A 12,189-nucleotide genomic window follows, 5' to 3' on the forward strand; every position below is an offset into this window, starting at 1 on the left:
TCCGCGCGGCCGGCGCCCCGGTCGCTCACTTCAGCGCGGCGATCTCCGGGTGGTCCGTCAGCCAGGCACGGACCGCCTGCTGTTCCTTGCCCTTGCCGGTCTCCTGGATCTTCGCCTCCAGGCCGGTGAGCTGCTCCTCGGTCAGCTTGAAGGAACGCAGCCACTCGGCGATCTCGGGCTCGTCCGCGGCGAAGCCCTTGCGCGCGAGGGTGTGGATGCCGTCGCCCTTGCCCCAGACGCCCTTGGGGTCCTCCAGCTTGGTCAGCTCGTACGAGGAGTAGGCCCAGTGCGGGGACCAGAGCACGGCCACGACGGGTTCCTTCTTGTCGTAGGCCCGCTTGAGTTCGGCGAGCATGCCGGGGGTGGAGCCGTCGACGACCTGGTACTCGCCCTCCAGCCCGTACTCCTTCAGGACCTTGTCCTTGAGGATGCCCATGGCGCCGGCGCTCGGCTCGATGCCGATGATGCGGCCCTTGAACCGGTCGGACTTGCCCTTGAGGTCGGCGAGGGAGCGGACGTCCTTCACGTACGAGGGCACGGACAGCTCCAGCGAGGTGGGGCCGTACCAGGAGCCGAGGTCCTCCAGCTTGTTCCCGTACTTCTCCATGTACGAGGCGTGCGTGACCGGCAGCCAGGAGTCGGTCTGGAAGTCGATCTGGCCGCCGGCGAGGCCGGTGTAGAGCGCGCCGGCCTCCAGCTGGCGGGCGTCGACCTTGAACCCGCGCTGCTCCAGCAGTTCCTTCCACAGGAAGGTGGAGGCGATGCCCTCGTCCCAGGGGATGTAGCCGAGGGAGACCTTGCGGCCCTTGCCGATGTCGGCGGCGCCCTCGGGTCCGTCCTCGGCCGTGGAGCCGCCGAAGGTGCTCAGGCCGCCGGCGACGAGGGCGAGGACCACGGCGGCGGTGACCGCGTAGGCCGGCTGCGGGCGGTGGTTCCACAGCTTCGAGGCGCCGCTCGCGGCGGCCCGGGCACGGGCCAGGGCGCGGCGGCCGAGCGGGGACACCTGACGGCCGAGCGCTCCGGTCATCCGGTCCAGGTACATGGCGAGGATGACGATGGAGAGGCCGGCCTCGAAGCCGAGTCCGATGTCGACGTTGCCGATGGCGCGGTAGACGGCGCCGCCGAGGCCGCCGCCACCGACCATGCCGGCGATGACGACCATGGACAGGCCGAGCATGATGACCTGGTTGACGCCCGCCATGATCGTGGGCAGGGCCAGCGGGAGCTGGACCCGTACGAGGGTGTCGCGCGGGGTGGTGCCGAAGGCGTCGGCCGCCTCGACGAGTTCCGCGTCGACCTGGCGGATGCCGAGCTCGGTCATCCGTACGCCGGGCGGCAGCGAGAAGATGATCGTCGCGATGATGCCGGGGACCACACCGACGCCGAAGAAGATGATGCCCGGGATCAGGTACACCATCGCCGGCATGGTCTGCATGAAGTCCAGGACCGGCCGCAGGACGGCGCTGACCCGGTCGGAGCGGGAGGCCCAGATGCCGAGCGGCACCGCGAAGGCCAGCGTGACCAGGGTCGCGACGAGGACCAGGGACAGCGTGGACATGGCGTCGTCCCACAGGCCCAGCGAGTCGACGAGCGCGAACCCGACGAAGGCGAGCAGTCCGGCCAGCAGACCGCGCAGCCACCATGCGGCGACGGCGAGGATGCCCGCGAAGAGCAGCGGGGCCGGTGCGGACAGGACGGCGTCGATGCCGTCGTAGAGGCCGGTGACGAGCGAGCTGATCGCGTCGAACAGCCAGGACAGGTGGCTCTGCAGCCAGTCGACTCCGCTGTCGACCCAGGAACCGAGGTTCAGGCGGGGCATCAGGCGGCCACCTCCGAGCAGGCCAGCGGGGGCCGTTGTTCGTCGCCCATGAAGGCGATCAGGCGGTCCTGGGCCACGGTGCCGACGACCGAGCCGTCCGCGCCGGTCACGGCGACCGGGTGCGGGACCCGGGCGCTCACGGCGCAGAGGTCGGCGAGCGGGGTGCCGGCGGTGACGGTGGGGCAGTCGCAGGCGTCCGCGCCCGCGGGGGCCTCGTCCATGACGGCGTCGGCGGTGAGGACGCGGGAGCGGTCGACGTCCTGGATGAAGGAGGCGACGTACTCGTCCGCCGGGCGGGTGAGGATGTCCTCGGCGGTGCCCTGCTGGACGATCCGGCCGTCGCGCATGACGGCGATGCCGTCGCCGAGCCGCATGGCCTCGTTCAGGTCGTGGGTGATGAAGACGATGGTCTTCTTCAGTCGCTGCTGGAGTTCGAGGAGCTGGTCCTGCATGTCACGGCGGATCAGCGGGTCGAGGGCGCTGAACGACTCGTCCATCAGGAGCAGGTCGGCGTCGGTGGCCAGGGCGCGGGCCAGGCCCACGCGCTGCTGCATGCCGCCGGACAGCTCGTCGGGCCAGGACGTCTCCCAGCCGCCGAGCCCGCACAGCGCCAGCGCCTCGGCGGCGCGCCGTTCGCGCTCGGCCCGGGGGACGCCCTGGACCTCCAGTCCGTAGGCCGCGTTCGCGAGGACGTCGCGGTGCGGGAACAGGGCGAAGTGTTGGAAGACCATGCTGATCTTGGTGGAGCGTACGTGGCGCAGCTCGCTCGGGGAGAGGGCGGTGAGGTCCTCCCCGTCGAAGAGGATGCGGCCCGCGGTCGGCTCCAGCAGTCCGTTGAGCATGCGCAGCAGCGTGGACTTGCCGGATCCCGACAGGCCCATGACGACGAAGATCTGGCCGGGCTCGACGCGGAAGGTGGCGTCGATCACGGCTGCCGTCGTCCCTTCGGCGCGCAGCTCGTCGCGGTCGGCGCCGCGGTCGAGAGCGCGGACCGCTGCCGCGGTCTCGTCGGGGTGTCTTCCGAACACCTTGTAGACGTGTTCGGCCTGGAGCGTGGACACATGCACCTCGCGGGTCGTACCGGATCCGCCGCCGCCGGTGGCTCCGGCGGTGCGGGGAGCGGTGCGGGATCGGCCCGCGTGCGCCACGCCTCCGACCAACGGCCGGAGCGCATGGTTCCGCTCCAGCCGCCCGTTTGCCCCGGCGAACTACGGGCAAACGGGAAGGTGATCCACCTCACGCCACGGGCGACAGGTGGGTGACCCGGCTCACGCCACGGGGCGACGGCCGGCCGGTGACGCGACTCACGCCACGGCGACGGGGGGCGGGTGACGCGGCTCACGCCACAGCGGCTCACGCCACGGCGACGGCCCGGCCGGTGACGGGCTCGCGCGCGGAGGACGCGGACGACGGTGACGGGCTCGCGCGCGGACGTGGGTGACAGGCGGCCGGGGGCGGGCGGCGGGTGACAGGGCTCACGCCCGAACCCCGGTGCGGACAGGGAGGGGGCCGGTCAGGGGTGGTCGGCCCCGGTCGGGTCCGGTTCGGTCCCGGACGTGCCGCCGGGGCGGGCGGCCGGTGATCCGGCTCGCGCCCGCCCGGTTGGGGCTCGGTGGTGCGGAATGCGGTGGTGCGGAATCAGGACCGGCCGGCGACGGCGGGGTGGGCGGCCGTGTCGGGGTCCTCCAGCATGGACGTCCGCAGGTGGGCCAGGAGGCGGGTCAGCAACCGGGAGACCTGCATCTGGGAGATGCCCAGGGCGGCGCCGATCTGGGCCTGCGTGAGCTCCTCGCCGAAGCGCATCTGAAGCATCCGGCGTTCGCGGTCGGTGAGCCGTTCGAGCAGCGGGGCCAGGGTCTGGATGTCCTCGACGAGTTCCATCGCCGGCTCCTCCTCGCCCATGACGTCGGCGAGGGTGTGGCCCTCGGTGGGCCCGTCGCCGTGCTCGCTGTGCGGGGCGTCGAGGGAGCCGCTGGTGTGGCCGTTGGCCGCCACCAGTCCTTCGACGACCTCCTCGTCCGTGAGGTCGAGGTGGGCGGCGAGGTCGGCGACGGTGGGCGAACGGTCGAGGCGGACCGTCAGCTCCTCCTTCGCCTTGGCGATGTCTATGCGCAGTTCCTGGAGCCGCCGCGGGACGCGGACGGCCCAGCTGGTGTCCCGGAAGTGCCGCTTGATCTCGCCCGTGATGTACGGCATGGCGAGGGTGGAGAACTCGTTCTCGCGGGTCGGGTCGAACCGGTCGATGGCCTTGATGAGTCCGATGGTGCCGACCTGGACGATGTCCTCGATGTCACCGCCGTCGCCACGGCCGCGGAAGCGGCGCACGGCGTACTGGACGAGTGAGGCGTTCATCTCGATGAGCGTGTTGCGGACGTACTGGTACTCCGGCGTGCCCTCGGAAAGCTCGCGGAGGCGCTTGAAGAACGCCTTCGACAGCTCCCTCGCGTCCGACGGGGCCACTTCGCGCGGCTCGTCGATCCGGGGCAGGCCCGCACTGCGGGCGGCGGCCTCGGCGCTCCGGCGGGGGCCGGGCACGGCGGTGGCACGGGTGTCGGTTTCGTCGGTGAGGGGGGTGGGGGCGGGTACCGGCATGGGGTTCGCTCCTTGGGCTTGTCGGCTTGCGGCGCGGGACCTGGACTGCGGTAGATGTTGGCCCTCTTCGGCTCGCACGTCAAGAAATGCCGGAAAACCGTTTCGCGTCTTGCGTCACGTGAATCAAATGGCGCATCATGACCACATGGGGAGTATGACGCGCCGACAAAACTGGACATTCCTAACGAATCACGCCCGAGTTCTGGTGACCATCGCCCGGGACCCTGCCGTTCGATTGAGGGATGTCGCCGTGACGTGCGTACTGACGGAACGCACGGTGCAGACGATCGTGGCCGACCTGGAGACGGACGGCTACCTGCGCCGCGTGCGCGACGGTCGGCGCAACCGCTACGAGATCTCCCCCGGCGCCGTCTTCAAGCACCCCGCGGAGGCAGGTGTCCAGGTGGCGGGCCTCCTCGCCCTGCTCACCGGCGCCCCTTCCGCACCGGGCCTCCCCGATCCCCTGGAGGACTCGCCGGAGCCCGAGCCGGAGGCGCTGGACTTCCTGGCCCTGGACCACGCGGAACCCGACGCCGCCCCGCGGGACGCCCCCCTCCCCCACGTCACCACGCCGGACCGCCCCGCCGAGTAGGCGCACCCGTCCGCGCGCACCCACCCGAACGGGCCTCCCCGCGCGCACCGGGACGGGGTCACGTGACGCGGAAGCCGATCGCGGCCGGGTCGCGGTGGAAGGTGAGGCGGTCCCAGGTGGGGAAGGCCAGGTCCGTGACGGCGACCAGCCGGCCGGAGGGATCGTGCAGGGTCCGGCGTACGGACAGCCCGCAGGAGCCGGCCGCCGCCGCCGGCGGGTTCGTCCGCGTCATCGTGATGGTCTCCGCCGAGCGGCCGCGCGCCGCGGCCAGCTCCAGCCAGCGGTGCAGCGGCCGCAGGTCCTCGTCCCGGGACGCGCCCTCGCGGTCGAGGTAGCCGGCCAGCTCCGGGGTGCGGGCCACCGTGCGCGGGCAGAGGTACGTCACGGCGTGCTGGAGCGTCTCCCCGGCGGGGCCGTACGTGCGGTGGTGGTGGACCAAGGTGCGCTGCCCGCCGCTCATGCCGAGCAGCGCGGCCAACGAGGGCGGCACGGTGATCAGCGTGAGCCGGGTACGGGTGGGCGGGCCCACCGGCAGGGCTTGTCGCTCGGGGGCGTGCGCCGATCGCACCGCGGGAGCCGCGGGCTCCCGTCGGCGGGCCGGCGGTACGGCGCCCGCCGCCCGGGTTCCCCGGCGGCCTGTCACGATCAGCCCGTCGGCGCGCAGCTCCTGGAGGGCGGCGCGGACTGTCTGCCGGTTGACCCCGTAGCGGGCGGCCAGGCTGCGCTCGGAGGGCAGCCTGGCGCCGCCGGAGTCCCGTTCGGCGCGGTCGAGTTCGTCGCGCAGCGCTGCGGCGATCCGCTGGTACTTGGGCGTGGCGGCCGGGCCGCCGCCCCGTGAGGGGGAGGGCATGGCTTCTCCTCTGACGGGTGGTCAAGAAGTTCGCGGTCTGCCCGACCAACGTAGCATTGGTCTATACCTTTCGGTACGGGTGGGCCGCCGACCGGCGGGACCTTGGCCGAATCACGCTCCGCGAGGCCGTCCCCCTCAGCCGCGAAGGGGGTTGGGCAGCGGCAGGTAGCGCGCGTCGGCGCCGTCGGCCCGGGTCCACCTCAGGAGCAGGTTCGTCTTGGCCGGAAGCCCCGGGGCGGTCAGCAGCCCGGCGATCTCGGGGAGCCCGTACGCGGCGTCGTAGCGCAGGAACTCCTCGCGCACCGCCGGCCACACCGCGCCGGCGAGCCGCGGATGACGTGCCGCCAGGTCGCCCGCGACCTCCGCCAGGTGGTTGACGACCAGGCAGTACACCAGCCGCTGCCAGGCGGCCTCGCGCGGCATGTCCTGGGGGAGTTTCACCCCCTCGGCGTCGCGGAAGAGGGCCTGCACCGGCATGCCCCGGTCGTCCACGGCGACGAGGCAGTTCTGGAGGTGGGCCTCCAGCACGATCCCGTGCCGGGCGAACAGGTCCAGCACGGGAGGCACCACGTGGCGCAGATAGGCCCGCCACCAGGCGTCCGGCTCGACCGCGCCCACCGGCGGGCCCCAGGGGAAGCCTTCGGCGAGCGCGGCGGACAGCAGGGGCGTCGCACCCGGAACCACCGCCCCGCGCAAGCCGTCGCGGACCAGGACGGCGAGTTCCTCGAAGCCGAAGGCGGCGGTGCGGTACCCCAGGTCGCGGAGCCAGACGGCGTTCGAGCCCGTGCGCAGGCGCGTTTCGGCGAAACCGGCCTCGACGGCGGCGTCGACGCGCCGGAGCCCGAGCAGGTCGTGCCGCCACAACCGGCGCACGTCGTTGGTGATCCGCACGTCGAGGCTGAACTTCGCGAACAGGTCCGCCGCCGGGTCCGGGGCGTGGACGGTCCGGATCGAAGCGGTGGGCCACACCGGGAGCCTCGTCGGGCCGAGCCGCAGCAGACGGCCGTCGGCGAAGGCCTCGCGCACCGCCGGGCGTCCCTCGACCAGGCCGAGTTGCCAGGGGTGCGCGGGCAGCGCCCGGTAGCCGGCGGGCGGGCGCGGGCCGTCGAGGATCCCGACGAGGGCCTCGACCGCGTCGGCCGCGGCCGCGCCGCCCTCCTCGACGACCTCGTCCTCGCGGAGCCCCAGCACCACCAGCGGGAAGCGGGCGTGGGCCTCGGGCGCGTACGGCAGCCAACCCGCGGCGGGCGCCCCGCCGCGGGCCTTGGGCGCGGGGTGGTGCGGATGCCCCATCACCAGGGCCTGCTCCGAACGGAGGTACGGGTCCCGGGGCGGGACGGCGTCGGCCCGCGCGGCCAGGATCGCGGCGACGGCGTCCCTGCTGTCGGTGATCTCGCCCGGGAGCTCGTCGTTGGGGACGCCCGTGTACCGGAACAGTTCGTCGGAGGTCAGCTTGACCAGTTCCGTGTGGGTGAGCGGATGCCAGCCGTTCTCGGTGGCCAGTTCCGCTTCGGTGGGGCGACGCCCGCCGCGCACGCGCAGCGACCGGCCGCTCCCGCGCAGCCGGTGGACCTCCCCGCCCTCCGCGTCGGCCACTTCCCGCAACAGGCAGTTCAGGAGCGGAGCGGCGGCGTATGCGTCGGCGGCGGCGTTGAGGTCCACTGGTTCCATTCGGTCCATCCGGTGTGCCGGAGACCCGCACGGGGGCCACCGGCCGTGATCTTCAGTATCGGCGATGATGACATGATCATCGGGCAAAGCGATCCGAAAGGAACGGGACCCTGGACCGCAGCACGCACACCCCCGACCCACCCCGCTCACCGGACCCCTCGGGCTCGTTCACCCCGTCGGGCACCCCTGCCTCGCCCGCCGAGGAAGCCGTCGCCGCCGCCCTGGCCGGTGAGCGCCCCGGTCTCGGTACCGCGTACGAGGCCGCGCTGGACGGGGCGCGGGCGGCCGTGCTCACCCGGCTGTGGCGGGCCCTGGCCTTCGAGCCGTTGCCGTGGGTGGTGGGACGCGAGCACGGCCACGGCTCGCTGACGCTGCGTCTGACGGGGGGCCGCCGGCTGGAGGGGCCACCGGCCGACCCGTACGCGACCACGGCCCACGTGAGCGAGCTGCGACTGGACGGCCGGGTCCACCGGCAGGCGGCACGGCTGGTCACGGCGCTGGACGTGCCCCACGGCGCCGCCTTCGCCGCCGAACTCGACGACAGCACGGCCTCCCTCGCGCTGTCCCGGGCCGGGCAGCCCGCGGGGCCTCAGAAGGAACCGGCGACCGGCTGGGAGTGGGAGCAGCGGGTGGTCGACGGGCATCCGTACCACCCCAACTGCCGTTCCAGGCCCGGCTTCTCGGTGGCCGAGCAACTGGCGTACGCCCCGGAGCACCGGCCGTTGGTCGGGCTCGGGCTGGTCCCCGTACGGGCGGAGGAGTGCCTGGTCACCGGGGACTGGCCGCGGGAACTGCGGGACGGCGGGCGGATCCTGGTGCCGGTGCACCCGTGGCAGGCGCGGCACGTGCTGAAGGGCGAGGGCCGAGCGGACGCGGCGGGCACCGGCGCCGGGGCCGGCATCGCGGCGCATCCGCTGATGGCGCTGCGCACGCTCGCTCCGGCCGACGGCGGCGCGCACGTGAAGACGGCGCTGAGCACCCGTCTGACCTCCTCCGTGCGGGACATCTCGGGCTACTCCATCGAGACGGCGGCCGTGGTGTCCGCCTTCGCGCACGACCTCACCGCGCGTCTCGACGGCCGGCTGCACATCACCCGCACGTTGGGCGCGGCCACCGCGCACAGCCCGGATCTGGCAGCGGTGCTCCGCGAACCCCCGGAGGCGTACGCGGGCCCCGGTGAGCGGGTGGTTCCGGTGGCGGCGCTGGCGGGCACCGCATTGGCCCGCTCCCCGTCCTGGCGGGCCGCGTTCGCCCGACTCGCGCTCTCGGTGTGCCTGCGGGTCCTGGAGCTCGGGGTGGCACTGGAGGGGCACGGCCAGAACCTCCTCGTGGTCCTCTCCCCCACCGGGGAACCGCTTCGCCTCGTCTACCGGGACCTCGCCGACATCCGGATCAGCCCGGAGCGGTTGGCCCGGCACGGGCTGGCGGTGCCCCCCTTGTCGGGGCGGCTCGTCACGGACGACGAGCTCGTGCTGCGGCGCAAGCTGTTCGGCTCCCTGATCGCCGGGGCCCTCGCCTCGACGGCGGGATCGGCGGCGGCCTTCGGCGAGGACCTGGCCGTCGCGCTCGACGGGGCCGCGCCCACCGCCGACACCGAGGCGCTGCGCGCCGGGCCGCTGCCGGTGAAGGCGCTGACCCTCATGCGGCTGAGCCCGGGCGTGACCGGCGACCGGTGGGCGGAGCTCCCGCACCCGCCGACCGGCCTCGGGTCGGGGTCCGATCGGGGGTGAGTCGCGGGGCCGGCCGGGCTACGTTCAGGGCATGACAGAGACCTCGTACCTCCATTCCGTACGGGCGTCCTACGACGCCGTCGCCGTCGACTACGCCCGGCTGCTCGGTCCGGCCCTCGCGGGCAAACCGCTGGACCGGGCCATGCTGGCCGCGTTCGCCGAATGCGTGCGCGGTGACGGCCGGGGCGGGGCGGTCGCCGACCTGGGCTGCGGTCCGGGCCGGGTGACGGCCCACCTGGACGGGCTCGGCGTGCGGGCCTTCGGAGTGGACCTGTCGCCCGCGATGGTGGCGGTGGCCCGCCGCAGCTATCCGGGGCTGCGGTTCGAGGTGGGGCCGATGGCCGCGCTGGACGTCGCCGACGGGGTGCTGGGCGGGGTGCTGGCCTGGTACGCGACGGTGCACACCCCGCCGGGGGAACTACCCGACGCGTTCGCGGAGTTCACGCGCGTGCTGGCCCCGGGCGGCTACGCGCTGACCGCCTTCGAGGCCGGTGACGAACGCCGCCGGCTGGAACACGCCTACGGCCGGCCCGTCGACCTCGACGTCTACCGCACCCCGCCCGCCCTGATCGCCGCGCTGTTGACCGAGGCCGGACTGACGGAGGTCGCCCGCCTCGTGCGGGAACCCGATGCCGACGAGGACGCGCCCCAGGCCTTCCTGCTGTTCCGCAAACCCACGACCGCCCCGGAGGGCGGCCTGGTCCTATAAGCCGTTCGGGCGACAATAGGGGCTTCGCGGGCCCGCCTTCGGAGCGAACCGGCCGGGCGATGACAGGAAGGAGGGATGAGCCTCCCACGCCGCCGGGTCCTCGCGGGCGCTGCCGCCGCCGTCCTGGCCACCGTCGGGGCCGCCGGTCGGGGGCCCGACTTCAGGGCTCTCGCACGGGGGATGGACGGCCGACTGATCCTTCCGGGGGACGGGGACTACGCCGAGGCGCGACAGCTGTTCCAGCCCCGCCACGACACCGTCGCACCGGCGGCCGTGGCCTACCCGGCGCACGACGGTGACGTGGCCGTCTGTCTGGACTTCGCCCGCCGCCGCGCCGTCCCGGTGGTGCCGCGCGGCGGCGGCCACAGCTACCCCGGGTGGTCGACGGTGGCCGGCGGTCTGGTGATCGACGTCGGGGCCTCGGCCCGGATCACCGTCGCTGGGGACGAGGTCCGGATCGGCGCGGGCGCCCGGCTCGCCGAGGTGAACGCGACCCTCGCCGCGCGCGGCCTGGGCATCCCCGCCGGGTTGTGCCCCTCCGTCGGGATCGCGGGGCTCACCCTCGGCGGCGGCCTGGGACTGTCCTCCCGCGCCCACGGCACCACCTCCGACCGGCTCCTCGGCGCCCGGGTGGTGACGCCCGACGGCGTCGTGCGGGAGACCGACGCCGGGTCCGACCCGTCGCTGTACTGGGCGCTGCGCGGGGGCGGCGGCGGGAACTTCGGGGTCGTCACCGAGTTCCGGTTCCGCACCCATCCGGTCGCCGACGCCGCCTTCGCCGAACTGCACTGGCCCGCCGCCGGATCGACGACGGTGCTCGACGGGTGGCAGCGTTGGCTCGGCGCGCTCCCGGATCCGTTCTGGAGCCAGGTGGAGTTCACCCTGGAGGCCGGTCCCGTGCCCGCCCCGGCCGTCCGCGTCGTGTGCCTCGACGGGCGCGCGGAGCTGGAGCGACACCTCAGCCGGCTCACAGACCTGGTGGGCCGGGGCCCGCAGGACAGCTGGATCGTCGTACGGAGCCACGGGGACACCCTGCGGGCGATGGCGGGCTGCCTGGACCGGACCGCCGCGCAGTGCCGACTCCCCGGGACCCTGCCCGGCCGGGACCCCGGGGGCCGCCTGGGCCGGGACTCCTACGCCGCCCGCTCCGACTTCTGGCGTGCGCCAGGGCTGCCCGGGGGTGCGGTGGCCGCCGTGCTGGACGCCGCCCGACGCTACGGACGGGCCGTGCCGCGCGGCGGGCGCGGAGTGGTCCAGTTCGACGGGGTGTGCGGTGGCGCCGTGAACCGGACGCGGGCCGACGCGACGGCGTTCGTCCACCGCGACAGCGCGTTCCTCGCCCAGTACCTCGTCCAGTGGCCCGAGTCCGCGTCCGCCTCCGAGGTGGCCGCGCACCAGGCCTGGCTCGACGGGCTCTGGCAGGACCTGCGTCCGTGGGCGGGCGGCCGGGCCTACCAGAACTACGCCGACCCGAAACTGACGGGCTGGCGGGAGGCGTACTACGGGCCGAACCTCCCCCGGTTGGAGGAGGTTCGGCGCTCCTACGACCCCGGCCGGCTGTTCCGATTCCCCCAGGCCGTCTGACCCCGTCACGAACAGGAGTGAGCAGGCATGCGACGTACCTTGACGGTGGTGGCGGCCACGGCCGCACTGCTGCTGCCCGGCGGGCCGCTGCCCGCCGCCGGGACGGCGAGCGCGGAGGCGGCGGCCGGACTCTGGTCGGCGCGCGAGGCCGCCGCGTTCTGGACGCCGGAACGGATGGCCTCCGCCCTCCCCGTCCCCGACCCGCCGTCCGACCCCCGGGTGTCCGGTCTCCCCGTACCCGACCCGACGGGTTCGAGCGGGGCGGTGCCGGGCCTCGCCGGCCCGGGCTCCGTGGTCCCGGACGCGGCCGGACCGGGCACCGACGTTCGGGGCTCCGTGAGTCCCGGCCCGGTGAGTCCCGGCTCCGTGAGTCCCGGCTCGGTGAGTCCCGGCCCGGTGAGTCCCGGCCCGGTGAGTCCCGGCTCCGTGAGTCCCGACGTCCGGGCGCCGGTCGGGGCTCCGCCGGGGCAGGCCGCGACGGGACGCGGCCCCGGGGCGGACTCCGCGAACGATCCGGGCTCCCCCGAAGCGGGTTCGGGGGCGGAACGGACGGACGTGGCCCCGGCGACCGGCGCTCCGGCGGGACCGGCTCCCGTCGCGGAGCCCCCGGCTGACGCGGCCGCCGCGCCGCCCGCCCCGGCC

At 74.3% G+C, this 12,189-nt stretch carries 8 protein-coding genes and 2 pseudogenes; 5 read left to right on the forward strand and 5 right to left on the reverse strand.

Going from position 1 to position 12,189, the window contains the following annotated elements:
- Positions 1 to 25 precede the first annotated feature (25 nt).
- The 3 genes from NOD94_RS37075 to NOD94_RS37085 form a co-directional block, all read right to left on the reverse strand.
- Complete coding sequence (locus NOD94_RS37075) at positions 26 to 1,819, reverse strand: ABC transporter permease/substrate binding protein (protein WP_281210636.1); 1,794 nt, start codon at positions 1,817 to 1,819, stop codon at positions 26 to 28.
- Positions 1,819 to 2,880 (reverse strand): betaine/proline/choline family ABC transporter ATP-binding protein, encoded by a 1,062-nt coding sequence (locus NOD94_RS37080; RefSeq protein WP_281210642.1) that lies wholly within the window; start codon positions 2,878 to 2,880, stop codon positions 1,819 to 1,821. Before NOD94_RS37080 ends, NOD94_RS37075 begins: the two co-directional genes overlap by 1 nt.
- A gap of 577 nt (positions 2,881 to 3,457) precedes the next feature.
- Entirely contained in the window at positions 3,458 to 4,411 is a 954-nt protein-coding gene (locus NOD94_RS37085) for a SigB/SigF/SigG family RNA polymerase sigma factor (protein WP_281210637.1), read from the reverse strand.
- A 145-nt stretch (positions 4,412 to 4,556) separates the two neighbouring features.
- Here NOD94_RS37085 and NOD94_RS37090 point away from each other — a divergent pair.
- A pseudogene (locus NOD94_RS37090) lies at positions 4,557 to 4,838 on the forward strand (MarR family transcriptional regulator); the annotation flags it as partial.
- Positions 4,839 to 5,061: 223 nt separating this feature from the next.
- On the opposite strand, the gene NOD94_RS37095 reads toward NOD94_RS37090, so the two are convergent.
- On the reverse strand, positions 5,062 to 5,853 hold the full coding sequence (locus tag NOD94_RS37095; RefSeq protein ID WP_281210638.1) for a GntR family transcriptional regulator: 792 nt from the start codon (positions 5,851 to 5,853) through the stop codon (positions 5,062 to 5,064).
- A gap of 135 nt (positions 5,854 to 5,988) precedes the next feature.
- Complete coding sequence (locus tag NOD94_RS37100; protein WP_281210639.1) at positions 5,989 to 7,533, reverse strand: IucA/IucC family protein; 1,545 nt, start codon at positions 7,531 to 7,533, stop codon at positions 5,989 to 5,991.
- A 212-nt stretch (positions 7,534 to 7,745) separates the two neighbouring features.
- Here NOD94_RS37100 and NOD94_RS37105 point away from each other — a divergent pair, with 212 nt between their 5' ends.
- The 4 genes and pseudogenes from NOD94_RS37105 to NOD94_RS37120 all read left to right on the forward strand — a co-directional run.
- Positions 7,746 to 9,254 carry an IucA/IucC family siderophore biosynthesis protein gene (locus tag NOD94_RS37105; RefSeq protein ID WP_281210643.1) on the forward strand — a complete coding sequence of 503 codons (1,509 nt, stop codon included), beginning with the start codon at positions 7,746 to 7,748 and terminating at the stop codon, positions 9,252 to 9,254.
- Between the two features lie 31 nt (positions 9,255 to 9,285).
- On the forward strand, positions 9,286 to 9,963 hold the full coding sequence (locus tag NOD94_RS37110; protein WP_281210640.1) for a class I SAM-dependent methyltransferase: 678 nt from the start codon (positions 9,286 to 9,288) through the stop codon (positions 9,961 to 9,963).
- 75 nt (positions 9,964 to 10,038) lie between these two features.
- Positions 10,039 to 11,547 carry an FAD-binding oxidoreductase gene (locus NOD94_RS37115; RefSeq protein ID WP_281210641.1) on the forward strand — a complete coding sequence of 503 codons (1,509 nt, stop codon included), beginning with the start codon at positions 10,039 to 10,041 and terminating at the stop codon, positions 11,545 to 11,547.
- A 27-nt stretch (positions 11,548 to 11,574) separates the two neighbouring features.
- Positions 11,575 to 12,189 (forward strand): annotated as a pseudogene (locus NOD94_RS37120) (hypothetical protein); the annotation flags it as partial.

Origin of the sequence: Streptomyces sp. Isolate_45 (genome assembly GCF_024721315.2) — a bacterium.
GTDB lineage: Bacteria > Actinomycetota > Actinomycetes > Streptomycetales > Streptomycetaceae > Streptomyces.

Excerpts from the sequence above, each read along its gene's own strand:
- NOD94_RS37100 (WP_281210639.1), bottom strand. The coding sequence starts at position 7,533 with ATGGACCGAATGGAACCAGTGGACCTCAACGCCGCCGCCGACGCATAC.
- NOD94_RS37110 (WP_281210640.1), top strand. The coding sequence starts at position 9,286 with ATGACAGAGACCTCGTACCTCCATTCCGTACGGGCGTCCTACGACGCC.
- NOD94_RS37095 (WP_281210638.1), bottom strand. The coding sequence starts at position 5,853 with ATGCCCTCCCCCTCACGGGGCGGCGGCCCGGCCGCCACGCCCAAGTAC.
- NOD94_RS37115 (WP_281210641.1), top strand. The coding sequence starts at position 10,039 with ATGAGCCTCCCACGCCGCCGGGTCCTCGCGGGCGCTGCCGCCGCCGTC.
- NOD94_RS37075 (WP_281210636.1), bottom strand. The coding sequence starts at position 1,819 with ATGCCCCGCCTGAACCTCGGTTCCTGGGTCGACAGCGGAGTCGACTGG.
- NOD94_RS37085 (WP_281210637.1), bottom strand. The coding sequence starts at position 4,411 with ATGCCGGTACCCGCCCCCACCCCCCTCACCGACGAAACCGACACCCGT.